This window comes from Salmonella sp. SJTUF15591, from assembly GCF_043356435.1.
Classification (GTDB): domain Bacteria; phylum Pseudomonadota; class Gammaproteobacteria; order Enterobacterales; family Enterobacteriaceae; genus Salmonella; species Salmonella enterica.
The window spans coordinates 297,653-322,341 of the sequence record NZ_JBEUJO010000006.1; the positions used below are offsets into that span (position 1 = coordinate 297,653).

The window sequence follows — 24,689 nt, forward strand, 5'->3', positions numbered from 1 at the left end:
GTGTTAATATTTTGGAAAGAGTAAAGAAGATAAAAATAGCAGAAATTTGTATTTTTTTAGTGGTTTTTTACGTAGTTTTACGGCGTAGACGATTTTTTTCTTTCAAGGTCAGTAAAACAACGATCTTGTTTTAACAGTGTTTAAATAACAAAAAGTTAATTTCCGTAAAAAGCAAAAATCCTCCTCGACTGGCGTAATAACGCATTGTTTACCACACTTAATGTTTTCCCTGAAGACGGAGGTGCGGATGCCGTATAAAGCTAAAAGTGATTTACCCGATAATGTGCGGAATGTTCTTCCAGCCCATGCCCAGGACATTTACAAAGAAGCGTTTAATAGCGCCTGGGAGCAATATAAAGATAAAGCCGATCGTCGTGATGACGCCAGTCGCGAGGAAACCGCACACAAAGTCGCCTGGGCGGCGGTTAAAAACGATTATGAAAAAGGCGAGAATGATAAATGGCATAAGAAAAAATAAACGCGGTATTACTCACGTGTTAGCCTGATTTTCTTGCCGGAAGTCTATCCTGACGCGGGAGCTTTTCCCGCGTACAGATTCAAAATGTCAGCACTTTGTCCGCCGCCAGCGTCCATTGCGCCAGCTCGACCAGCGTTCCGATTTCCACACCGTCAATCAGCGGCAGGGGAGTGATACCACGTCCGTCCGCACAGGTTTTGCATAATTTTACCGGTACGTTTTGCGCGGTCAGAATTTCCAGCATTTGCTGAATATTGTAGCCTTCGGCCGGTTTTTGACCGCGTAACCCTGCGGTTACGGCATCTGACATCAAAAACAGGCGTAAATCGAGATGGCTTTCCTGCTCGCGCAGCGCAATGGCCAGACGCAGGCTATTAAATAATGATTCGCTGCCGTAGGCGGCGCCGTTAGCGATAATGACGATATTTTGCATGGATAACCCTTCTCCTTGAGAAATTTTGTCGGCAATGGCGTTATGTTACCTCGGGAACCGGGTACCGCCAAATGCGTGGAGAAAATCCCGGGACGCTCTGCGGAAAAAATAAGGATATTCCTGGAAGCACGAGAAAAGGCTGCAAAACCTGTCCGGAAACGTTATGGTTTACTCTGATGCCATTCCTCTTATCTTTTGTTGTAGAAGTTGCCGACACGTTGAGCCGTATTGTTTTTCGTTCATTCTCACTCTCGCTTCTCTTGCTGGCTGCCAGCGGTACGATCCGTGCGCAGGCGCAAGACCCTTTCACGCAAAACCGTCTGCCGGATTTAGGCATGATGCCGGAATCCCACGAAGGGGAAAAGCATTTTGCCGAGATGGCCAAAGCGTTTGGCGAAGCCAGCATGAAAAATAACGATCTGGATACCGGTGAACAGGCGCGGCAATTTGCTTTCGGACAGGTACGTGATGTGGTCAGCGAGCAGGTTAACCAGCAGCTTGAAAGCTGGCTATCAGCCTGGGGCAGCGCCAGCGTGGATATTAACGTCGATAACGAAGGTCATTTTAACGGCAGTCGCGGAAGCTGGTTTATCCCTTTACAGGATAAACAGCGCTATCTGACCTGGAGCCAGCTTGGTCTTACGCAACAGACTGACGGACTGGTAAGCAACGTTGGTATAGGACAGCGCTGGGCGCAGGATGGCTGGCTTCTTGGCTATAATACCTTTTACGATAATCTGCTGGATGAAAATCTGCAGCGCGCCGGCTTTGGCGCGGAGGCGTGGGGAGAATATTTGCGTTTATCCGCCAACTATTATCAGCCTTTTGCCGACTGGCAGACGCATACGGCGACCTTAGAACAGCGAATGGCGCGCGGATATGATATCAACGCGCAAATGCGGCTGCCGTTTTACCAGCATATCAATACCAGCGTTAGTCTGGAGCAGTACTTTGGCGATAGCGTGGATCTGTTTGACTCCGGAACGGGGTATCACAATCCTGTCGCGTTAAAACTGGGTCTCAACTATACGCCAATACCTTTGCTTACCATGACCGCCCAGCACAAACAGGGCGAGAGCGGGGTCAGTCAAAATAACCTGGGGCTGACGCTTAACTACCGCTTCGGCGTGCCGCTCAAAAAGCAGCTTGCCGCCAGTGAAGTGGCGCAAAGCCAGTCATTACGCGGTAGCCGCTATGATACGCCGCAACGTAACTCGCTGCCGACAATGGAGTATCGGCAGCGTAAAACGTTAACGGTTTTTCTGGCGACGCCGCCCTGGGATCTTACGCCTGGTGAGACGGTTGCGTTAAAATTGCAGGTGCGCAGCGTGCACGGTATTCGTCATTTGAGCTGGCAGGGCGATACACAGGCCTTAAGTTTGACGGCAGGAACGGACACCCGCAGTATCGAGGGCTGGACAATCATTATGCCGGCCTGGGATCACCGCGAAGGCGCGGCAAATCGCTGGCGTTTATCGGTGGTGGTTGAGGATGAAAAAGGTCAGCGTGTCTCTTCCAATGAGATCACGCTCGCGCTGACTGAACCGTTTATCACGATGCCGGACGATAATCCGCATTGGCAACCGTTCCAGGAGCAATAATTAAAAGATGCGTTCCTGATGCACCCAGACGGCGGCCTCCACGCGCGATTTCAGCTTCATTTTCTTGAGCATATGTTTCACGTGCACTTTGACCGTACTTTCGGTGATATCCAGACGCCGGGCAATCATCTTATTCGGCAATCCCTGCGCGATGAGCTTCAGAATATCGCGCTCACGCGGGGTGAGTTGCGTTACATCGCGATCGGTGGTGGCGCGGTTGGCCCGCAGGCTGGCCGCCAGTACCGGCGTTAACGCTTCACTTAATACCATTTCGCCGGCGGCGGCCTGTTGTAACGCTTTGAGCAAGTCCTCAGGCTCCATGTCTTTCAACAGATAACCATCCGCGCCGCGCTTTAGCGCCGTGACGACATCTTCTTCATGGTTGGATACGCTGAAAACGACAATACGTCCTGACAGTGCTTTTTCGCGTAATTTATCCAGCGTTTCGAGACCATTCATTCCCGGCATATTCAAATCAAGGAGGATCAGATCGGGATCGAGCGATTCCGCCAGGTCAATACCCTGCTCACCGTTGCTGGCTTCTCCGACCACGCTGATATCGGGCGCCATACTCACAAGCTGCTTTACACCCGTCCGTAGCATCGGATGGTCGTCGATTAACAGGATGGTTGCTGGTTCCTGATTATTCATGGGTATCTCCCTGGGTTTCTGTGAAGTTTGTTTCTGGAATAAAAGTAACAGTGACCTCTGTTCCGCCAGTCTCGCGTCGGCGTACCTGGCAATCGCCGCGCAAACTTTGCGCCCGATCGCGCATGATGATCATGCCGTAGTGATTACTGCGTTCGGCGTTTTCCGGGACGCCGCAGCCATTATCCTGCACTTTTAGTTTGACCTGTTTGCCACATTGCGTCACTGTCACCACCACATCGTCGGCATGAGAGTGTTTAAGGGCGTTGCTGAGGGCTTCCCTGGCAATTTGCAACAGGTGTATCGCCTGGTGTGAAGGCACCAGGCGGGGGGGAAGCTGATAATCCAGTTTTACCGTAAAGCCAAACCGGGCGCTGAACTCCTGGCAGCTTGCTTCCAGCGCCGGACGTAGCCCGGGTTCCGTCAACTGTAAGCGGAAAGTGGTTAACAGTTCGCGCAGTTGCGCCCAGGAGCAGTTTAGCTCATTGCGAATTTGGCTGAGTAACTCACGGCTGCTTTCCGGTAACACGTCGCCCTGCATTTGCAGGCAGCTCACCTGCATCTTCATACAAGAGAGCGACTGGGCAATAGAATCATGCAGTTCGCGGGCAATGGTGGCACGCTCTTCCATGACAATCAACTGCTGCTGGCGCTCCTGATGCCTGTCGAGCGCCAGAGTCGCGGTAAGCTGTTCAACCAGCGTGTCCACCAACTGTTGCTGATCGTGGCTGAGATGGCGTCCATAGGGCAGCGTCGCCAGCAAAATACCGTATTGGGTGTGAGAGTCGGTGAGCCGCCATTTTAAGGTGGTGCCGCCGTTAATCATCGGCAGGGCGCTACGTGGGCAAAGGTGGCAGCCTTTATCATCGCAACTGATGTCCGACTGACAGGTAAATTCCTGGTGATTATCTTCATCTTCCAGGTCATAGACTCGTAGCTCAATATCATGCAACTGGGTTAAATTTTGCAGGCCATTCAGTACCGGTGAAAGACGTTCACATAGCGGAGCCTGTGAATGCAGTCGGCGGTTGGCTTGCCACAAAAACGAGAGAATCTGGTTTTTATGTTCCAGACCGGCTGTTTTTTCCTGTACGCGCTGTTCCAGTACCGCATAACTTTCGGCCAGTTCTTCAGACATATTATTGAGCGCAGAACCCAACGCGGCCATCTCATTGCGTCCACTGATATTGGCACGTTGGGTAAAGTCGCGCTGACTGACGGCGCGCGCCATTGATAACAACTGTTTCCAGGGCTGCAAAAGGCGAACACGTAGCCAGATAATCGTAAATACCAGCAATAGCGCCATAAAGATCGCCATTACCCGGTGAACTAATACCACGCGTTCGATACGCAATTCAGTCGTATGGTCGAACGACGTCACCAGGCGATCCAGGCCCGCCACAAAGCGCGTGACATCTTCTGCGACCGCGTGCGCGTTTTGCGCGTGCTGTAGCCCTGGCGAGAGTTCGTTATGCCAGTAATCCTGCAACGCTTTAAGCTGCTTCTGCTGCCCGTCTCGCTCAGCGGCGCGGGTCAGTTCAGGGCTGAATGCCGTTTGCTCCATCTCATCCAGCAGCTTTTGATCTTTAGCATCCAGCGGGACAGCGGCCAGTAGTCGATAGCTTTGCATACGCAATGAGCCCGCTTTATTAATCGCATGAGCGCTACCCTGCACGCCCTGAACCAGCCAGCCGGAAACCGCCATCCCCGCCACGCCGATAGCGGTAGAGAGCATGACAATCAGCGCCAGTTGGTTAACCAGCGTAAGAGGAGAGAAACACCGTTTAAACATGTTACCTTCTTTCTTCGGGGTAATGTCGCCGAAAAAACGTAGCAAAAAAGAGGGGCGTCAATCGGCTGTGCCGCTATTCTCAACGATACAGCGGAGTATACCCATACCTATAACGAGTTACTCCTTAATTGCCGCCGTAGAGAGGTATCTGCGACGGGAAGGAGTAGACAGACACAGCATGGTGAAAAACCACAGCTTTTTTACCAAAATAGCCTACTCATTAAGGATAATAACGCTTTTTAGTCGCCGGTGATGACGACTTTTCCTTTGATTTATATCAACTTACCTTCGGCAGTAAACCCTAATGTGGCAGACATCAAATCAAGAATCAGAGGTGTCTATGAGTCACTCATCCGCCCCGGAAAGGGCAACTGGCGCTGTTATCACGGAATGGCGTCCGGAAGATCCGGCGTTCTGGCAGCAGCGCGGCCATCGTGTCGCCAGCCGTAATTTGTGGATTTCTGTCCCGTGTTTATTGCTGGCGTTTTGCGTCTGGATGCTATTCAGCGCAGTGGCGGTGAACCTGCCGAAAGTGGGATTTAATTTTACGACCGATCAGCTCTTTATGTTGACTGCGCTGCCATCTGTTTCCGGCGCGCTGCTACGGGTGCCTTACTCCTTTATGGTGCCGCTATTTGGCGGACGTCGCTGGACAGCGTTCAGTACCGGTATCCTCATCGTGCCTTGCGTATGGTTAGGCTTTGCCGTTCAGGATACCAGTACGCCTTTTAGCACTTTCATTATTATTTCCTTGCTGTGTGGTTTTGCCGGCGCGAACTTTGCCTCCAGTATGGCGAACATCAGCTTTTTCTTTCCTAAACAAAAGCAGGGCGGCGCGCTGGGTCTGAACGGCGGTCTGGGCAATATGGGCGTGAGCGTGATGCAGCTGGTTGCGCCGCTGGTGGTTTCGCTCTCTATCTTTGCCGCCTTTGGCAGCCACGGTGTAGAGCAGCCGGACGGTTCTCAGCTCTATCTGGCGAACGCAGCCTGGATTTGGGTGCCTTTCCTGGCCATTTTTACGCTGGCGGCGTGGTTCGGCATGAACGAACTGGCGACGTCTAAGGCCTCGCTAAAAGAGCAACTGCCGGTGCTCAAACGTGGTCATCTGTGGATCATGAGTCTGCTGTATCTGGCGACCTTCGGATCGTTTATCGGTTTCTCCGCGGGGTTCGCTATGCTGTCTAAAACGCAATTCCCGGATGTGCAGATCCTGCATTATGCGTTTTTCGGTCCGTTTATCGGCGCGCTGGCGCGTTCGGCAGGCGGCGCAATTTCTGACCGTCTGGGGGGGACTCGCGTCACGCTTATCAACTTTGTCCTGATGGCGATTTTCAGCGGTCTGCTGTTCCTGACATTACCTACTGGCGGCGTTGGCGGTAGCTTTATCGCGTTCTACGGGGTATTTCTGGCGCTGTTCCTGACGGCTGGGTTGGGGAGTGGTTCTACCTTCCAGATGATCTCCGTTATCTTCCGTAAACTGACGATGGACCGGGTAAAAGCGGAAGGCGGGTCGGACGAAAGAGCCATGCGTGAAGCGGCGACCGATACGGCGGCGGCGCTGGGCTTTATTTCCGCGATTGGCGCGATTGGCGGCTTTTTTATTCCGAAAGCGTTTGGTTCATCTTTAGCATTAACCGGTTCTCCAGTCGGCGCGATGAAAGTCTTTCTTATTTTCTATATCGCCTGCGTCGTTATTACCTGGGCGGTATATGGACGTCATTCTAAAAATAAAAAGTAACTTTTGATTATCCTTTGCGCGGCGTTAGACCGCGCTTTTTTTTTATCTGTATTTAGTTACAACATACTTATAATCAAGAAGAGAGACGCGGCAGGGCTAACCACGCACATCTTTATCGGTCATCCAGGGGGATACCCCTTAATACCCACTTGTTGAAAATTTAACATTCATGTCGTGCGTAAATTTAATTTTATGTAATTAAATCAGTAATATATATAAATAAAACTCCTCCTCCCAAAGGAGTATGCAGGAGGTTTGCGCGCCATTTGCATCCCTGTCCGCCTTGATCGTTATCAATTCTCACGCCCATTCAGCGCGTTACCTTCGCCCTTAGTTAAGCAATGTCGATTTATCAGAGAGCCGTAAGGTTCCACACAGGAGAAACCCGATGAGTAAATTCCTGGACCGGTTTCGCTACTTCAAGCAGAAGGGCGAAACCTTTGCCGATGGGCACGGCCAGCTTCTCGAAACAAACCGGGACTGGGAGGACGGATACCGCCAACGTTGGCAGCATGACAAAATTGTGCGCTCAACCCATGGGGTGAACTGCACCGGTTCTTGTAGCTGGAAAATTTATGTCAAAAATGGTCTGGTGACCTGGGAAACACAGCAAACCGATTACCCGCGCACCCGTCCTGATATGCCAAACCATGAACCTCGCGGCTGCCCGCGCGGCGCAAGCTACTCCTGGTATCTCTACAGCGCTAACCGACTGAAATATCCGCTAATGCGCAAACGTCTGATGAAGATGTGGCGCGAGGCGAAAAAACTGCATCGCGATCCGGTAGAGGCATGGGCCTCCATCATTGAAGATGCCGATAAAGCCAAAAGCTTCAAACAGGCGCGTGGTCGTGGCGGCTTTGTTCGCTCCTCATGGCAGGAAGTGAACGAGCTGATCGCCGCTTCCAACGTGTACACCGTGAAAACCTATGGCCCTGACCGCGTCGCGGGCTTCTCACCCATCCCGGCGATGTCGATGGTTTCCTACGCTTCCGGCGCACGTTATCTTTCACTGATTGGCGGTACCTGCCTGAGCTTCTACGACTGGTACTGCGACCTGCCGCCAGCTTCCCCGCAAACCTGGGGCGAGCAGACCGACGTGCCGGAATCCGCTGACTGGTACAACTCCAGCTATATTATCGCCTGGGGCTCTAACGTGCCGCAAACCCGTACGCCGGATGCCCACTTCTTTACCGAAGTACGTTACAAAGGCACTAAAACCGTCGCGGTGACGCCGGACTATGCTGAAATCGCCAAACTGTGCGATCTGTGGCTGGCGCCGAAGCAGGGGACCGATGCGGCGATGGCGCTGGCGATGGGCCACGTCATGCTGCGCGAGTTCCACCTCGACAACCCGCGCCAGTACTTCACCGATTATGTCCGTCGCTATACCGACATGCCAATGCTGGTGATGCTTGAAGAGCGTGATGGTTATTATGCCGCAGGTCGTATGCTGCGCGCTGCCGATCTCGTTGATTCGCTGGGGCAGGAAAATAACCCGGAATGGAAAACCGTCGCTATCAACAGCAACGGTGAAATGGTGGCGCCAAACGGTTCAATTGGTTTCCGCTGGGGCGAAAAAGGCAAATGGAACCTCGAACAGCGCGACGGGACTACCGGTGCAGAAACTGAATTGCAGCTCAGCTTGCTGGGCAGCCAGGATGAGATTGCTGACGTGGGCTTCCCGTATTTCGGCGGCGAAGGTTCAGAGTACTTTAATCATGTGGCGCTGGATAACGTCCTGCTGCATAAATTGCCGGTTAAACGTCTGCAACTGGCCGATGGTTCTTCAGCGTTAGTCACTACCGTGTATGACCTGACCATGGCGAACTATGGTCTGGAACGCGGCCTCAACGATGAAAATTGCGCCGCCAGTTATGATGATACCAAAGCGTATACGCCAGCATGGGCCGAGCAGATCACTGGCGTGCCGCGGGCGCAGATCATCCGTATCGCACGGGAGTTCGCCGATAACGCGGACAAAACGCACGGGCGTTCAATGATTATCGTTGGCGCCGGTCTGAACCACTGGTATCACCTCGATATGAACTATCGCGGGCTGATCAATATGTTGGTGTTCTGTGGTTGCGTTGGTCAGAGCGGCGGCGGTTGGGCGCACTACGTCGGCCAGGAAAAACTGCGTCCGCAGACCGGCTGGCAGCCGCTGGCGTTTGCCCTTGACTGGCAGCGTCCGGCGCGTCACATGAACAGCACCTCTTACTTCTATAACCACTCCAGCCAGTGGCGCTACGAGACGGTGACCGCCGAGGAATTATTGTCGCCGATGGCGGACAAATCCCGCTATAGCGGTCATCTGATTGACTTCAATGTGCGCGCCGAGCGTATGGGCTGGTTGCCGTCGGCACCGCAGTTAGGCACTAACCCGCTGTACATTGCGCGTGAAGCGGAAAAAGCCGGTATGACGCCGGTAGACTATACCGTCAAATCCCTGAAAGAGGGTTCGATTCGCTTTGCCGCCGAGCAGCCGGAAAACGGTAAAAACCACCCGCGTAACCTGTTCATCTGGCGTTCAAACCTGCTTGGGTCTTCCGGTAAGGGCCATGAGTACATGCTGAAATATCTGCTGGGTACTGAGCATGGTATTCAGGGGCTGGATCTGGGTAAACAGGGCGGTGTGAAGCCGGAAGAAGTGGAGTGGCGTGACAATGGTCTGGACGGCAAACTGGATCTGGTGGTGACGCTGGACTTCCGCCTGTCGAGCACCTGCCTGTACTCCGATATCGTACTGCCGACCGCCACCTGGTATGAAAAAGACGATATGAATACCTCGGATATGCATCCGTTTATTCATCCGCTGTCTGCCGCCGTAGATCCGGCCTGGGAATCGAAAAGCGACTGGGAAATCTACAAAGGCATTGCGAAGAAATTCTCCGAAGTCTGTGTAGGCCACCTGGGTAAAGAGACTGACGTCGTGACGCTGCCGATCCAGCACGATTCTGCCGCTGAACTGGCGCAGCCGCTGGACGTGAAAGACTGGAAAAAAGGCGAATGCGATCTGATTCCAGGGAAAACCGCGCCGCACATCATGACCGTTGAGCGCGATTACCCGGCGACTTACGAACGCTTTACCTCTATCGGCCCGCTGATGGAGAAAATCGGCAACGGCGGGAAAGGGATTGCCTGGAACACGCAAAGCGAAATGGACTTGCTGCGTAAGCTTAATTACACCAAAGCGGACGGTCCGGCGAAAGGCCAGCCGATGCTCAACACGGCGATTGACGCGGCAGAGATGATCCTGACGTTAGCGCCGGAAACCAACGGTCAGGTGGCGGTGAAAGCCTGGGCGGCGCTGAGCGAGTTTACCGGTCGCGACCATACGCATCTGGCGACCAATAAAGAAGAAGAGAAAATCCGCTTCCGCGATATTCAGGCCCAGCCGCGCAAAATTATCTCCAGCCCGACCTGGTCTGGTCTGGAAGATGAGCACGTTTCTTATAACGCCGGTTATACCAACGTTCACGAGCTGATCCCGTGGCGTACGCTGTCTGGTCGCCAACAGTTGTATCAGGATCACCAGTGGATGCGCGACTTCGGCGAAAGTCTGCTGGTGTATCGCCCACCGATCGACACCCGCTCGGTGAAAGCGGTGATGGGGCGTAAATCCAACGGTAATCCGGAGAAGGCGCTCAACTTCCTGACGCCGCACCAGAAATGGGGTATCCACTCGACCTACAGCGATAACCTGTTGATGCTGACCTTGTCGCGTGGCGGCCCGATTGTGTGGATGAGCGAAACCGACGCCAAAGATCTGGGCATTGAAGATAACGACTGGATCGAAGTCTTCAACAGCAACGGCGCATTGACCGCACGCGCAGTGGTCAGCCAGCGTGTACCGGCGGGCATGACCATGATGTACCACGCGCAGGAACGTATCGTAAACCTGCCGGGGTCGGAAATTACCCAGCAGCGCGGTGGGATCCACAACTCGGTGACCCGCATTACGCCGAAACCGACCCATATGATCGGCGGCTATGCGCAGTTAGCCTACGGCTTTAACTACTACGGTACCGTCGGCTCCAACCGCGATGAGTTTGTGGTGGTACGTAAGATGAAGAACATTAACTGGTTGGATGGCGAAGGCAATGACCAGGTACAGGAGAGCGTAAAATGAAAATTCGTTCACAAGTCGGCATGGTGCTGAATCTCGATAAGTGCATCGGCTGTCATACCTGTTCAGTCACCTGTAAAAACGTCTGGACCAGTCGCGAAGGTATGGAATACGCGTGGTTTAACAACGTAGAAAGTAAGCCTGGCGTTGGTTTTCCGAATGACTGGGAAAATCAGGAAAAATGGAAAGGCGGCTGGATCCGCAAAATCAACGGCAAACTACAGCCGCGCATGGGCAACCGGGCGCTGCTGCTGGGTAAAATCTTCGCTAACCCGCATCTGCCGGGCATCGACGACTACTACGAGCCGTTTGATTACGACTACCAGAACCTGCATACCGCGCCGGAAAGCAAACACCAGCCGATCGCGCGTCCGCGCTCGCTGATTACCGGCCAGCGGATGGACAAAATTACCAGCGGGCCAAACTGGGAAGAGATTCTGGGCGGTGAGTTCGAAAAACGCGCCAAAGACCAGAACTTCGAAAACATGCAGAAGGCGATGTACGGCCAGTTCGAAAACACCTTCATGATGTACCTGCCGCGCCTGTGCGAGCACTGTCTCAACCCGGCGTGCGTGGCGACCTGCCCGAGCGGTGCTATCTACAAGCGTGAAGAAGATGGCATCGTGCTGATCGACCAGGACAAGTGCCGCGGCTGGCGGATGTGTATCACCGGTTGCCCGTACAAGAAAATTTACTTCAACTGGAAGAGCGGCAAGTCCGAGAAGTGCATCTTCTGCTACCCGCGTATCGAAGCCGGTCAGCCGACCGTTTGCTCCGAAACCTGCGTGGGCCGTATCCGTTATCTCGGCGTACTGCTGTATGACGCAGATGCCATTGAAAGCGCCGCCAGTACGGAAAACGAAAAAGATCTGTACCAGCGTCAACTGGACGTGTTCCTCGATCCAAACGATCCGGCTGTCATTGAGCAGGCGCTGAAGGACGGCGTGCCGCAGAGCGTGATCGATGCGGCGCAGCAATCGCCAGTATACAAAATGGCGATGGACTGGAAGCTGGCGCTGCCGCTGCATCCGGAATACCGCACGCTGCCGATGGTCTGGTACGTGCCGCCTTTGTCACCGATTCAGTCTGCCGCCGACGCGGGTGAACTGGGCAGCAACGGTATTCTGCCGGATGTAGACAGTCTGCGTATCCCGGTGCAGTACCTGGCGAACCTGTTGACCGCTGGCGACACCCAACCGGTACTGTTGGCGCTGAAACGGATGCTGGCGATGCGTCACTACAAACGTGCGGAAACCGTAGACGGTAAAGTGGATACCCGCGCGCTGGAAGAGGTGGGTTTAAGCGAAGCCCAGGCGCAGGAAATGTATCGTTACCTGGCGATTGCTAATTATGAAGATCGCTTTGTGGTACCGAGCAGCCATCGTGAACTGGCGCGTGACGCATTCCCGGAGAAAAGCGGTTGTGGCTTTACCTTCGGCGATGGTTGCCACGGGTCTGATACCAAATTCAATCTGTTCAACAGCCGCCGCATCGACGCTGTTGATGTGACCAGCAAAACGGAGCCGCACGCATGATTGAACTCGTCATTGTTTCGCGTCTGCTCGAGTACCCGGATGCTGCCCTGTGGCAGCATCAGCAGGAGTTGTTCGATGCGCTCGCGTCATCTGAGAACCTGGATAAAGAGGATGCCCAGACTCTGGGCGTTTTCCTGCGCGATTTAACCGCGCAGGACATGCTGGATGTACAGGCCGCCTACAGTGAACTGTTTGACCGTGGTCGCGCCACATCGCTGCTGCTGTTTGAACATGTACACGGGGAATCCCGCGATCGCGGTCAGGCGATGGTTGACCTGATGGCACAGTATGAACAGCACGGTTTGCAGCTCGACAGTCGCGAACTTCCCGATCATCTGCCGCTGTATCTGGAATACCTTGCGCAATTGCCGAAAAGCGAAGCGTTAGGGGGGTTACAGGATATCGCGCCGATTCTGGCGTTGCTCAGCGCACGTTTGCAACAGCGTGACAGCCGTTATGCGGTGCTGTTCGATCTGCTGTTAAAACTGGCGAATACCGTTATCGACAGCGATAAAGTGGCTGAAAAAATTGCGAATGAAGCACGTGATGATACCCCACAGGCGTTGGATGCGGTCTGGGAAGAAGAGCAGGTGAAATTCTTCGCCGATCAAGGGTGTGGCGAGTCGGAAATCTCCGCTCACCAGCGTCGTTTTGCCGGGGCCGTGGCGCCGCAATATCTGAATATCACCACCGGAGGACAGCACTAATGCACTTCCTGAATATGTTCTTCTTTGATATCTACCCGTACATTGCCGGATCGGTATTTCTGATCGGTAGCTGGTTACGTTACGACTACGGCCAGTACACCTGGCGGGCGGCTTCCAGTCAGATGCTGGATCGCAAAGGAATGAACCTGGCGTCAAACCTGTTCCACATTGGGATTCTGGGTATTTTCGCCGGTCACTTCCTGGGCATGTTAACGCCGCACTGGATGTATGAAGCTTTTCTGCCGGTCGACGTGAAGCAGAAGATGGCGATGATTGCCGGCGGCGCCTGCGGCGTGCTGACACTGGTTGGCGGTATTTTACTGCTCAAGCGTCGTCTGTTTAGCCCACGTGTCCGCGCCACCACTACCGGCGCAGATATTTTGATTCTCTCGCTGCTGGTGATTCAGTGCGCGCTGGGCCTGCTGACCATTCCGTTTTCCGCCCAGCATATGGACGGGAGTGAAATGATGAAGCTGGTCGGGTGGGCGCAGTCAGTTGTGACCTTCCACGGTGGCGCATCCGCACATCTGGACGGTGTGGCCTTTATCTTCCGTATGCACCTGGTACTGGGGATGACGCTGTTCCTGTTATTCCCATTCTCGCGCCTGGTGCATATCTGGAGCGTGCCGGTCGAGTACCTGACCCGCAAATACCAGATTGTTCGTGCACGTCACTGATTTTCTCTCGATGCCCTAAACTCCGCTTCGGCGGAGTTTTTTTATGGCTGTTTGCCGGAGTGCGGCATAAATGCCTTATCGACCGCCGCCTTGTTTCGTTTACAGCGGATCTGCCATGTCTGGCATCTGAATCCGGACTCTTTGTTTCTGAGTTTATTCAGCATCTGTGCGAGTTTTTTGTAAGCAGAAAAAGGATGATGCAGCATATAATCACGCCATAAACGACAATAAGGATAGTTGTATGCGTTTTTCATCAATTTTCAAAATAATAATATTAAATATATTTATTTCAAAAATGGCTCACTCTGCTGTCTGCGAGGAGCGCTATCCCCCCGACTCAGAAGAATGCCAGTACGTTCAGGAATTAGAGCAAAAAGCGGAACAAGGAGATGAAAGCGCGCAGTTCGCGCTTGGAAGCTGGTATGCGGAGGGGCGATATGTTAAGCCTGATTATAAACTAGCCATAAAATGGCTGGAGAAAGCGGGTAAACAAGGTTCGGATTTTTCCTATTTCATCCTTGGCTATCATTACAACTATGGTGAAAATTTTCCACTTAGTCGACAAAAAGCGCTGGAGTGGTATCGCAAGGCGGCAGAACTAGGGGATAGTAGTACGCAAGAAATCCTCGGTGACGCCTATATGTATGGCGATGGGTTTCCCCAAAATACCCAGCTAGCGCTGGAGTGGTATCGAAAAGCCGCCTCTCCAACCAATGATGCGGGCGTTGTCCGCGGACAGGGTTCAGCTTCGTCAGCACAATTTAAGCTTGGAGTAATGTACGCCCACGGTCAGGGCGTTCCTCAGGATTATCAGCAAACGGCGATCTTGATGCGTAAAGCGGCGGAAAATATGTACGACCCCGCGCAACTTTATCTCGGTGTTGCCTATTTTTATGGTGAAGGCGTGCCTCAGGATTATCGTCAGGCAGTTTACTGGCTTAATGAAGGTATACCAGGCAGCTATACGCCAGGCCACATTCCGCTGAATGCGCTCTATGATAAAGCGCATCCCGCTGACCAGGTTCACTCTCAGACGTGGTATCGAAAAACAGCGCAACGCGTGATGGCAAAGGTACAGTACAATTTTGGCGTATGGTATTACAACGGTTATCACTTATTGAAAGATCACAACCTGGCGCTGGAGTGGTATCGCAGAGCCGCAGCGCAAGGATTGGCCGAGGCGCAGGATGCGATCGGCGTGATGTTTATGCAGGGCGAGGGCGTTTCTCAGGACTACCAACAGGCGCTGGCGTGGTATCGCAAAGCCGCTCGCCAGGGGCTGCCTGCTGCGCAAACGCATCTTGGCATCATGTCTGCATTTGGTCGCGGCGTCGCGCAAAGCGACAGACAGGCTATCGCATGGTATCGAAAAGCAGCAAAACAGGATTTTGCGAAAGCGCAATATCAGCTTGGCGTGGCATATAGCACGGGAAGAGGCGTGCCTGAAAATAGCCGGAATGCGCTGAAGTGGTACCTTAAAGCGGCAGAGCAGGGGTTTACTCCGGCACAATCAGCGCTTGGGGAAATTTATGCTCATGGGCGCCACGGTGTGCCTAAAGATAATAAGCAGGCCTATATTTGGTATTACATGGCAAGTATGTATACGGAAAAATCTAAGGATGATTGTTCAGCGCTCATTGCCGAAAGAAACCGACTCAAGGGAACGCTCACCCCAGATCAACTTAGCGAGACATATGCCGCCTTTAATCTCATCTGGCGAAAAATTGACCAGTCAAAGGAGGCGAAAAAGATTGCCAGGAAGAAGTATTGATAAGATAACCAATAAGCTATGGCACCATGGTGTGAAGTCTGCCTGTGGGGTAAGGATACGGGGCAGTGCTGATTGATTTGAAATTGGTGCCTTATGAAGTAATGGTGGTGGGGGAAGGATGACTCAGCGCTGCGCGCTTCGCCCTTCGGGTCGTTGCCTGCGGCAACGCTTTCTCGCTTTCGCTCGAATCGAACCTTAGTCGAAGCTTCTCATCCTTCCCCATATGGATAGAATTATGACAAACCGATGTCGAATGAAGGTTAGATGCTTTCTGAAGATCATGATGGTGGTGGGGGAAGGATTCGAACCTTCGAAGTCGATGACGGCAGATTTACAGTCTGCTCCCTTTGGCCGCTCGGGAACCCCACCAGGGGTAATTCAAATTGTAGGTAAAGCTTGAAGATGGTGGTGGTGGAAGGATTATTCGTCGCTTCACTCCTCACCCTACGGGCCGTTACCGTTGGCAACGTTCTTTCGCTCGAGTCGAACCTTAATCGAAGGTTCTCACCCTTCCCCGACAAGTGCAAACTTCTGCATTGCTCATCGAGTTAACTACATCGCTGTAGTGAATAATGGTGGTGGGGGAAGGATTCGAACCTTCGAAGTCGATGACGGCAGATTTACAGTCTGCTCCCTTTGGCCGCTCGGGAACCCCACCACGGGATAAATTCATTATGCTGCTTGCATTCTATAGCGGGAAGGATTATTCGGAGCTAAAGCTCCTCACCCTTCGGGCCGTTGCCTACGGCAACGTTCTCTCACTATTGCTCGAGTCGAACCTTGAAGTCGATGACGGCAGATTTGCAGTCAGCTCCCTTATGATCGCTCGGGAACCCCACCACGGGGTAATGCTTAATACTGGCCCGCTTCCTTTTAGGAAGCGGGGCGCATCATATCAAATGACACGCCGCTGTAAAGCATTCCTTTGCCTGAAATGAACTGTTTGCGTACTTTTCATCCGTAACGGATTAAAGCTAATCAATTCATATTACTGACGATTAAAGAATAATCGTCCGATTGCCGTAAACAAAGACCCGCTGCGCCAGAACCTGATACAGCGCGCGGCTTAATACGTTTTTCTCAACGTCGCGCCCGGCACGCATCATATCTTCTGCGGTGTAGGTGTGATCGACGTGAATCACGTCCTGCATAATGATTGGGCCTTCATCCAGATTATCATTCACATAGTGCGCGGTAGCGCCGATGATTTTCACGCCGCGCTCATAGGCCTGATGATAAGGGCGCGCGCCGATAAACGCCGGCAGGAATGAGTGGTGGATATTGATAATTTTGTTCGGGAAGCGCGCCACAAAACCTGGCGTCAAAACACGCATATACTTGGCCAGCACCACATAGTCCGGTTGATGGGCATCAATGGCGTCCGCCATCTTCGTGTCATGCTCTTCACGCGTTAATCCCTCATGGCTGACCAGTTCGAAAGGGATCTCAAAACGTTCAACCAGCGAGCGTAACGTTTCATGGTTGCCAATGACCGCGGCGATTTCAACATCCAGCCCGCCATAGTTGGCTTTCATCAGCAGGTCGCCCAGACAATGCGCCTCTTTGGTAACCAGAATCACTACCCGACGGCGTCCGGCGGGATTGAGTTCACGAACAGAGCCTTCCGGTAAGGCGCTGTCCAGATCGGCCAGAAGAGTGGAATCATTGAAGATGCCTTCCAGCTCGGTCCGCATAAAAAAGCGTCCGGTGCGATGGTCCACAAATTCATTGTTTTGCACAATATTAAGCTCGTGCTTATAGCAAATGTTGGTAATCCGCGCGATAAGGCCTTTTTGATCGGGACAAATAGTACGCAGAACTTTACGTTGTAGTGATTGCATTGCCGGAAAAATCCTGTTGAGAGTGTTTGCTGTATCGATACTGTCAGGCGTCACTGGCCGCAGCACTTTTTAAATTTTTTGCCTGAACCGCACGGGCAGGGATCATTTCGACCCAACTGCGGGCGGGTACCGTCAATATAATACCACTGACCGTTTTCTTTGATAAAACGAGAGCGTTCGATAATCGTCCCGGTTTTCCCTTGTTCGGAAAAGCGCGCGATAAAACTAACATACCCTGTATTTTCTGCTTCTGACCAGGTATGTTCAAAAATAGTCAGGCCGAGCCACCTGGTATTGGCAAATCCGGCGATGATATCATCACGAAACGCGGCCGCATTGCAGGTTGGATGCCAGCTCTTAATTAAGTAATCTGCGTCTTTCATCACAAAAGCGCAGTAACGAGAGCGCATGAGATGTGACGGATCGGGTGCTACTCGTTCTCCGGACACAATACGACCACAACATAGGCTATACTCGTCAGCGCTACCACAGGGACAAGGCTGAGACACAATAATCTCCCTGAATATAAAAAACGGCGTTGAACGCCAGGGTGGCATTATGTTAACTGAGCAGTGGCGATGTTGCTACGTCTTGAAGCCAGGGGAAGTCGTTAAGTACGATGAGAAAAATGAAAATAGGGCTGGCGCTGGGATCTGGCGCAGCGAGAGGATGGTCTCATATTGGGGTCATCAAAGCCCTCAAGCAAACAGGCATTGATATTGATATCGTTGCAGGATGCTCAATAGGTTCGCTGGTCGGCGCCGCGTATGCCTGTAATAAATTATCGGCGCTTGAACAGTGGGTATGTTCATTCCGCTACTGGGATGTTTTACGCCTGATGGATGTATCCTGGGGCAGAGGAGGGTTGCTTCGCGGCGAACGCGTATTTAATCACTATCGGGATATTATGCCCGTCACGGATTTTGACCACTGTTCAAGACGTTTTGGCGCGGTCGCGACGAATCTTAGCACTGGACGAGAGCTATGGTTTACTGAAGGCGATCTACACCTTGCCGTACGCGCGTCGTGCAGTATGCCAGGGCTGATGTCTCCGGTTGAACATAACGGTTACTGGCTGGTAGATGGCGCAGTCGTTAATCCGGTACCTGTTTCGTTAACCAGGGCGCTGGGGGCTGATATCGTTATTGCGGTAGACCTGCAACATGATGCCCACCTCATGCAGCAAGATTTGCTCTCTGTAAATGTCGGGAATATCAATGAAGAGAGCGATGATGCGCTGCCCTGGCATAAGCGTTTAAAAGAACGTTTCAGTAGCCTGACTTCACGCCGTGGCGTGAGTTCGCCTGGGGCAATGGAAATCATGACAACCTCCATCCAGGTGTTGGAAAATCGTCTTAAACGTAACCGTATGGCTGGCGATCCGCCTGATATTCTCATTCAACCATTCTGTCCGCAAATCTCTACGCTGGATTTTCATCGCGCCCATGCCGCTATTGCGGCGGGTCAGTTAGCCGTAGAGAAAAAGATGGACGAACTTATACCCTTGGTGCGTACCGACGTTTAATGTACCTTTTACGATCACTTAAGCAAATTCTGACAGGCGCAAGCGGCAATACCATGCCACTATTGATTAAAGCCAGTCAGGGGAGAGAACATGACGCAGCCATTGGTCGGAAAACAGATTCTTATTGTTGAAGACGAGCCTGTATTTCGCTCGCTTCTGGATTCGTGGTTTTCCTCTTTGGGAGCGACAACGGCATTGGCAGGCGACGGGGTGGATGCCCTGGAGTTGATGGGGCGTTTTACCCCTGATCTCATGATATGTGATATCGCTATGCCGAGAATGAACGGTCTCAAACTGGTAGAAAACTTACGTAATCGCGGAGACCAGACGCCTATTCTGGTTATTTCCGCAACAGAAAATATGGCGGATATCGCCAAAGCGTTACGCCTTGGGGTTGAAGATGTCTTGCTGAAGCCGGTAAAAGATCTCAACCGCTTGCGGGAAACCGTATTCGCTTGCTTATACCCTAATATGTTTAACTCGCGGGTTGAAGAAGAAGAACGCCTGTTTCGTGACTGGGATGCAATGGTGAGTAATCCAACCGCCGCAGCGCAATTGTTGCAGGAATTGCAGCCCCCGGTACAGCAGGTGATTTCCCATTGCCGCATTAATTACCGGCAGCTCGTCTCCGCCGATCAGCCTGGACTGGTGCTGGATATTGCGCCGCTATCTGATAACGAACTGGCATTTTATTGCCTGGATGTCACCCGGGCGGGCGATAACGGCGTGTTAGCCGCATTGTTGCTGCGAGCGCTATTTAACGGCTTATTGCAGGATCAGCTCGGCCAACAAAAGCACCGTTTACCGGAGTTAGGCGCGCTATTAAAACAGGTAAATCATCTGCTCAGACAAGCCAATTTACCTGGGCAATTCCCGTTATTTGTCGGCTACTATCACAGTGAGCTCAAAAATTTGATTCTCGTCTCCGCCGGATTGAACGCCACCTTAAATACGGGCGCTCATCAGGTTCAAATTAGCAGCGGCGTGCCGCTAGGAACATTGGGTAACGCCTACCTTAACCAATTAAGCCAGCGTTGCGACTCGTGGCAGTGTCAAATATGGGGCGCAGGAGGGCGTCTGCGATTGATGTTGTCTGCGGAATGACCAAACGGAAGAGTGAGCGGAAATTGCTTTACCGGCCTTTCCCGACGAGTGTTACTATCTGCGGCAGATTTATAAGTATTTGTCTTAATTATACCAATATAAGTCCTTTTTGGACCTGAGGCTTGTTCTGGTACTGATATACTGGAACACGATACAGATTAATGAACACGTTCAATACATGAACAGTCCAGGAGAATTTTAAATGGCTGCCCTTAATTCGAAAGTCAAAAAAGCCGTTATCCCGGTCGCGGGATTGGGAACCAGGATGCTGCCAGCGACCAAAGCTATCCCGAAAGAGATGCTGCCGCTGGTTGATAAGCCATTAATTCAGTACGTCGTGAACGAATGTATCGCTGCTGGCATTACTGAAATCGTGCTTGTTACGCACTCGTCTAAAAACTCTATTGAAAACCACTTTGATACCAGTTTTGAGCTGGAAGCGATGCTGGAAAAACGCGTTAAGCGTCAGCTTCTGGAGGAGGTTCAGTCTATTTGCCCTCCGCATGTCACTATTATGCAGGTACGTCAAGGGCTGGCAAAAGGCCTGGGCCATGCCGTATTGTGCGCGCATCCCGTTGTCGGAAACGAACCTGTCGCTGTTATTCTGCCAGACGTTATTCTTGACGAATATGAGTCCGACCTGTCTCAGGATAACCTGGCTGAAATGATCCGCCGTTTCGACGAAACCGGCAATAGCCAGATTATGGTTGAGCCGGTAGAAGATGTGACTGCATACGGCGTGGTAGATTGCAAAGGCGTTGAGCTGGCGCCGGGCGAAAGTGTGCCGATGGTTGGCGTGGTTGAAAAACCAAAAGCGGATGTTGCGCCGTCTAACCTTGCGATTGTTGGGCGTTATGTGTTGAGCGCGGATATCTGGGCGTTGCTGGCGAAAACCCCTCCGGGCGCCGGGGATGAAATTCAGTTGACCGATGCTATCGATATGCTGATCGAAAAAGAAACGGTTGAAGCCTACCACATGAAGGGTAAAAGCCATGACTGTGGTAATAAGTTAGGATATATGCAGGCATTCGTTGAATATGGCATCCGTCATAATTCGCTGGGTGCTGAATTTAAAGCCTGGCTTGAAGAAGAAATGGGTATTAAGAAGTAACGATACGTTATAAATTTTTTAACAGAAGCGCTGGTAAATCCGGCGCTTTTTTTATGCCTGGGGTCGTCAGCGGAGAACTCAGGCAAAAAAAATCCCGCCAGCGGCGGGATTTTAAGCATCCAGGAAGTAAATTATTCCTTGATCAGGAAATCTTCCAGTTGCTTACCTTGTTCTTCCATTGCTTTTTTGATTACAGCCGGTGTACGACCCTGTCCAGTCCAGGTTTTAGTTTCACCGTTTTCGTCAACGTAGCTATATTTAGCCGGACGAGCTGCGCGTTTAGCTTTGGTGCCGGATTTAGCGGCAGCCATGCTATTCAGCAGTTCATTCGGGTCAATGCCGTCGGCAATTAACATTTCACGATACTGTTGCAGTTTACGAGTGCGTTCTTCCACTTCAGCAGCAGCAGCGCTTTCTTCTTCACGACGCTCATTAACGACAACTTCTAATTTTTCCAGCATTTCTTCAAGCGTTTCCAGAGTACATTCTCTTGCCTGCGCACGAAGAGTACGGATGTTGTTCAGAATTTTAAGTGCTTCGCTCATTGTAGTAATCTCAAACTTATATTGGGGTGGTTTGTTGAGCTAATAATAGAGCGATAAATTCAGTTGTGCAATAGCCAGGAATGTAAGGAATTCAAAATTACGCTTTATTAAGCACACGTTTTAATTATCTCAACTTAAATTTTCCTTGAGGCGCCGCACAAAAAAGAGCTTATTGGCAGGGGGGATACTCACCGTCTGTCGCTAAAAATTTAGGAGTCAGGTCACATTTTATCATGATGAAATACGATCTCATTGCAGAGATATCAATCTCTTGTATTAGCTTTCCTTACAAGAAAACCCTATTACTTTGCACCGGGTATGAGTAACGGTAACAATAAGTACAAGGTTTTCATATTGGCGGGTGATGATAAGCATTGTTGATGAATTTTAACGGCATAATTTGTGAAGGAATGTGTATATACCCTTCATACTTCAAGTTGCTTATGTGTTGGCTACGCTCGCTCACCCCAGCCACAGAGTTATCTATGCTCCTGGGGACTCACTCCCTTGCCGCCTTTAAGCAACGCGAATTATTTTGGGTATAGTGAGCGATGTTTGTACAATTCTTAATACTCACCGGAGCGCGAGCCGCGCCGTCGCGTCGGTAAATTATGGTACAATCCCGCCAATCTTTATTTCACTCAGGTGAGGTCCTGCGACCAATGGCACAGCTATATTTCTACTATTCGGCAATGAATGCGGGTAAGTCGACTGCACTGCTGCAATCTTCATACAATTATCAGGAACGCGGGATGCGTACCGTCGTATATACGGCGGAAATCGACGATCGTTTCGGCGCAGGCAAAGTCAGCTCTCGTATCGGTTTGTCGTCGCCGGCAAAATTGTTTAACCAAAATACATCCTTGTTTGAAGAGATTCATGCCGAGAGCGCGCGGCAGACAATACATTGCGTGTTAGTCGACGAAAGCCAGTTTTTGACTCGCCAGCAGGTTTATCAATTATCCGAGGTTGTCGACAAATTAGATATTCCAGTACTTTGCTATGGGCTACGAACAGACTTTCGTGGGGAGCTCTTTGTCGGCAGCCAATACTTGCTGGCATGGTCAGATAAGCTGGTGGAATTAAAAACTATCTGTTTCTGCGGTCGTAAAGCCAGTATGGTGCTGCGCCTTGATCAGGACGGCAGGCCTTATAACGAAGGCGAACAGGTGGTTATTGGCGGGAATGAACGCTACGTTTCAGTTTGCCGTAAGCATTATAAGGACGCGCTGGAGGAGGGCTCACTGACGGCGATTCAGGAGCGTCATCGGCACATATGATACCTGAGGTAAAGATCGGCTTATAAAACGCCCTGTAGCGCTTTGGAGGTCATTATTCAGGCCTCCTGACGAAGGGCGTGCCGTGAGCGCGTAGGCCAGATGGTAAGCATAGCGCCTTCAGGCATCAGATAAACAGGTAAAACAAAAAAACGGCCTCAATTGAGGCCGTTATTGTCATGCTAAAGCAGATAACGAATTAAGCGGATTTTTTCGCTTTTTTCTCTGCTTTCGGTGCGGCAACGACGTCTTTCTTCGCTGCAACTTCACCTTCGGTGAAATCACGACCGTAGTAGGTATCCAGCAGAATCTGTTTCAGTTCGGAGATCAGCGGATAACGCGGGTTAGCGCCGGTGCACTGGTCATCGAAGGCATCTTCAGACAGTTTATCAACGTGTGCCAGGAAGTCAGCTTCCTGCACGCCTGCTTCACGGATAGACTTAGGAATGCCCAGCTCAGCTTTAATGCTTTCCAGCCATGCCAGCAGTTTTTCAATCTTAGCGGCGGTACGGTCGCCCGGCGCGCTCAGGCCCAGGTGGTCAGCAATTTCAGCGTAACGACGGCGTGCCTGCGGACGATCGTACTGGCTGAAAGCGGTCTGCTTGGTCGGGTTGTCATTCGCGTTGTAGCGGATAACGTTACAAATCAGCAGGGCGTTCGCCAGACCGTGCGGAATGTGGAACTGAGAGCCCAGTTTGTGCGCCATGGAGTGACATACACCGAGGAAGGCGTTGGCAAACGCGATACCGGCGATAGTCGCTGCACTGTGAACACGTTCACGCGCAACCGGGTTTTTAGACCCTTCGTGGTAAGACGCCGGCAGGTTTTCTTTCAGCAGTTTCAGAGCCTGCAGAGCCTGACCGTCAGAGAACTCAGAAGCCAGTACGGAAACATAAGCTTCCAGGGCGTGAGTCACCGCATCCAGACCACCGAACGCACACAGGGACTTCGGCATATCCATCACCAGGTTGGCGTCGACAATCGCCATATCCGGGGTCAGGGCATAGTCAGCCAGCGGATATTTCTGACCGGTTGCATCGTCGGTCACAACCGCAAACGGTGTGACTTCAGAACCGGTACCGGAAGTGGTGGTGACGGCGATCATTTTCGCTTTCACGCCCATTTTCGGGAACTTGTAGATACGTTTACGGATGTCCATAAAGCGCAGCGCCAGTTCTTCAAAGTGAGTTTCCGGATGTTCGTACATGACCCACATGATTTTCGCGGCGTCCATCGGGGAACCGCCGCCCAGCGCGATAATCACGTCCGGTTTGAAGGAGTTCGCCAGCTCAGCGCCTTTGCGAACAACGGAAAGCGTCGGGTCGGCTTCAACTTCGAAGAAGACTTCGGTTTCAACGCCAGCCGCTTTCAGCACAGAGGTGATCTGGTCTGCATAGCCGTTGTTGAACAGGAAGCGGTCAGTCACGATGAGCGCACGTTTGTGGCCATCAGTAATCACTTCATCCAGCGCGATGGGCAGAGAGCCACGGCGGAAGTAGATAGATTTCGGAAGTTTGTGCCACAACATGTTTTCAGCTCGCTTAGCAACGGTTTTCTTGTTGATCAGGTGTTTCGGACCAACGTTTTCAGAGATGGAGTTACCACCCCAGGAACCACAACCCAACGTCAGGGAAGGTGCGAGTTTGAAGTTGTACAGGTCACCGATACCACCCTGAGAGGCCGGGGTGTTGATCAGGATACGCGCGGTTTTCATCATCTGACCGAAGTAAGCAACGCGTTCTGGCTGGTTATCCTGGTCAGTGTACAGGCAGGAGGT

General features: G+C 51.8%; 19 protein-coding genes, 2 tRNA genes and 3 other RNA genes. 12 read left to right on the plus strand and 12 right to left on the minus strand.

What is annotated here, in order from left to right:
- The first annotated feature begins 247 nt into the window (after window positions 1-247).
- Window positions 248-478, plus strand: coding sequence for a putative cation transport regulator ChaB (gene chaB, locus ABVM99_RS16275; protein ID WP_023195658.1), 231 nt, complete (start codon window positions 248-250; stop codon window positions 476-478).
- A gap of 79 nt (window positions 479-557) precedes the next feature.
- Here the strand turns inward: chaB and ABVM99_RS16280 are convergent, their stop codons facing one another.
- On the minus strand, window positions 558-911 hold the full coding sequence (locus tag ABVM99_RS16280; RefSeq protein WP_001179794.1) for a DsrE/DsrF/TusD sulfur relay family protein: 354 nt from the start codon (window positions 909-911) through the stop codon (window positions 558-560).
- Window positions 912-1,087: 176 nt separating this feature from the next.
- Here ABVM99_RS16280 and ABVM99_RS16285 point away from each other — a divergent pair, with 176 nt between their 5' ends.
- Window positions 1,088-2,512 carry a YchO/YchP family invasin gene (locus tag ABVM99_RS16285; RefSeq protein ID WP_024145518.1) on the plus strand — a complete coding sequence of 475 codons (1,425 nt, stop codon included), beginning with the start codon at window positions 1,088-1,090 and terminating at the stop codon, window positions 2,510-2,512.
- Here the strand turns inward: ABVM99_RS16285 and narL are convergent, their stop codons facing one another.
- The gene (gene narL, locus ABVM99_RS16290) at window positions 2,513-3,163 is read right to left on the minus strand and encodes a two-component system response regulator NarL (protein ID WP_001064598.1); all 651 of its coding nucleotides are present in this window, start codon (window positions 3,161-3,163) and stop codon (window positions 2,513-2,515) included.
- Window positions 3,156-4,952: a nitrate/nitrite two-component system sensor histidine kinase NarX gene (gene narX / locus ABVM99_RS16295; protein WP_000476244.1), complete on the minus strand. Its 1,797-nt coding sequence runs from the start codon at window positions 4,950-4,952 to the stop codon at window positions 3,156-3,158. The genes narL and narX overlap by 8 nt, the downstream gene beginning before the upstream one ends.
- Before the next feature lie 340 nt (window positions 4,953-5,292).
- On the opposite strand from narX, the gene narK reads away from it, so the two are divergent.
- From narK to ABVM99_RS16325, 6 genes are all read left to right on the plus strand, one after another.
- The gene (gene narK / locus ABVM99_RS16300) at window positions 5,293-6,690 is read left to right on the plus strand and encodes a nitrate transporter NarK (protein ID WP_000019848.1); all 1,398 of its coding nucleotides are present in this window, start codon (window positions 5,293-5,295) and stop codon (window positions 6,688-6,690) included.
- Window positions 6,691-7,078: 388 nt separating this feature from the next.
- Window positions 7,079-10,822 (plus strand): nitrate reductase subunit alpha, encoded by a 3,744-nt coding sequence (locus ABVM99_RS16305; RefSeq protein WP_000032890.1) that lies wholly within the window; start codon window positions 7,079-7,081, stop codon window positions 10,820-10,822.
- A complete protein-coding gene (gene narH / locus ABVM99_RS16310) occupies window positions 10,819-12,354 on the plus strand; it encodes a nitrate reductase subunit beta (protein ID WP_000702629.1) in 1,536 nt (511 codons plus the stop codon). The genes ABVM99_RS16305 and narH overlap by 4 nt, the downstream gene beginning before the upstream one ends.
- On the plus strand, window positions 12,351-13,061 hold the full coding sequence (narJ, locus tag ABVM99_RS16315) for a nitrate reductase molybdenum cofactor assembly chaperone (RefSeq protein ID WP_000571668.1): 711 nt from the start codon (window positions 12,351-12,353) through the stop codon (window positions 13,059-13,061). The genes narH and narJ overlap by 4 nt, the downstream gene beginning before the upstream one ends.
- Entirely contained in the window at window positions 13,061-13,738 is a 678-nt protein-coding gene (gene narI, locus ABVM99_RS16320) for a respiratory nitrate reductase subunit gamma (RefSeq protein ID WP_000545594.1), read from the plus strand. The genes narJ and narI overlap by 1 nt, the downstream gene beginning before the upstream one ends.
- A gap of 241 nt (window positions 13,739-13,979) precedes the next feature.
- A complete protein-coding gene (locus ABVM99_RS16325) occupies window positions 13,980-15,509 on the plus strand; it encodes a tetratricopeptide repeat protein (protein WP_023195710.1) in 1,530 nt (509 codons plus the stop codon).
- Between the two features lie 102 nt (window positions 15,510-15,611).
- Here ABVM99_RS16325 and ABVM99_RS16330 read toward each other — a convergent pair.
- The 7 genes from ABVM99_RS16330 to ABVM99_RS16360 all read right to left on the minus strand — a co-directional run bounded on the left by ABVM99_RS16330 (window position 15,612) and on the right by ABVM99_RS16360 (window position 17,859).
- A non-coding RNA gene (locus ABVM99_RS16330) (RtT sRNA) lies at window positions 15,612-15,743 on the minus strand.
- A 50-nt stretch (window positions 15,744-15,793) separates the two neighbouring features.
- Window positions 15,794-15,878: transfer RNA gene (locus ABVM99_RS16335), tRNA-Tyr, on the minus strand.
- A 34-nt stretch (window positions 15,879-15,912) separates the two neighbouring features.
- Window positions 15,913-16,038: non-coding RNA, RtT sRNA (locus ABVM99_RS16340), on the minus strand.
- 44 nt (window positions 16,039-16,082) lie between these two features.
- Window positions 16,083-16,167: transfer RNA gene (locus ABVM99_RS16345), tRNA-Tyr, on the minus strand.
- Window positions 16,168-16,195: 28 nt separating this feature from the next.
- Window positions 16,196-16,337, minus strand: a non-coding RNA gene (locus tag ABVM99_RS16350) — RtT sRNA.
- Between the two features lie 170 nt (window positions 16,338-16,507).
- Complete coding sequence (gene purU, locus ABVM99_RS16355; RefSeq protein ID WP_001191156.1) at window positions 16,508-17,350, minus strand: formyltetrahydrofolate deformylase; 843 nt, start codon at window positions 17,348-17,350, stop codon at window positions 16,508-16,510.
- A gap of 50 nt (window positions 17,351-17,400) precedes the next feature.
- Entirely contained in the window at window positions 17,401-17,859 is a 459-nt protein-coding gene (locus tag ABVM99_RS16360) for a YchJ family protein (RefSeq protein ID WP_052938259.1), read from the minus strand.
- Between the two features lie 110 nt (window positions 17,860-17,969).
- On the opposite strand from ABVM99_RS16360, the gene rssA reads away from it, so the two are divergent.
- The 3 genes from rssA (at window position 17,970) to galU (ending at window position 21,090) form a co-directional block, all read left to right on the plus strand.
- Entirely contained in the window at window positions 17,970-18,875 is a 906-nt protein-coding gene (gene rssA / locus ABVM99_RS16365; RefSeq protein ID WP_001230575.1) for a patatin-like phospholipase RssA, read from the plus strand.
- 90 nt (window positions 18,876-18,965) lie between these two features.
- Window positions 18,966-19,979: a two-component system response regulator RssB gene (gene rssB / locus ABVM99_RS16370; RefSeq protein ID WP_000193432.1), complete on the plus strand. Its 1,014-nt coding sequence runs from the start codon at window positions 18,966-18,968 to the stop codon at window positions 19,977-19,979.
- A 202-nt stretch (window positions 19,980-20,181) separates the two neighbouring features.
- Window positions 20,182-21,090, plus strand: a complete 909-nt coding sequence (gene galU / locus ABVM99_RS16375) for a UTP--glucose-1-phosphate uridylyltransferase GalU (RefSeq protein ID WP_000729450.1) — start codon at window positions 20,182-20,184, stop codon at window positions 21,088-21,090.
- A 131-nt stretch (window positions 21,091-21,221) separates the two neighbouring features.
- Here galU and hns read toward each other — a convergent pair whose 3' ends face one another.
- Window positions 21,222-21,635, minus strand: a complete 414-nt coding sequence (gene hns, locus ABVM99_RS16380) for a histone-like nucleoid-structuring protein H-NS (RefSeq protein WP_001287383.1) — start codon at window positions 21,633-21,635, stop codon at window positions 21,222-21,224.
- 662 nt (window positions 21,636-22,297) lie between these two features.
- Here hns and tdk point away from each other — a divergent pair.
- The gene (gene tdk / locus ABVM99_RS16385; RefSeq protein WP_000068092.1) at window positions 22,298-22,915 is read left to right on the plus strand and encodes a thymidine kinase; all 618 of its coding nucleotides are present in this window, start codon (window positions 22,298-22,300) and stop codon (window positions 22,913-22,915) included.
- A 196-nt stretch (window positions 22,916-23,111) separates the two neighbouring features.
- On the opposite strand, the gene ABVM99_RS16390 is transcribed toward tdk, so the two are convergent.
- Window positions 23,112-24,689 (minus strand): iron-containing alcohol dehydrogenase (locus ABVM99_RS16390; protein WP_139763689.1); only part of this gene is annotated, 1,578 nt, incomplete at its 5' end.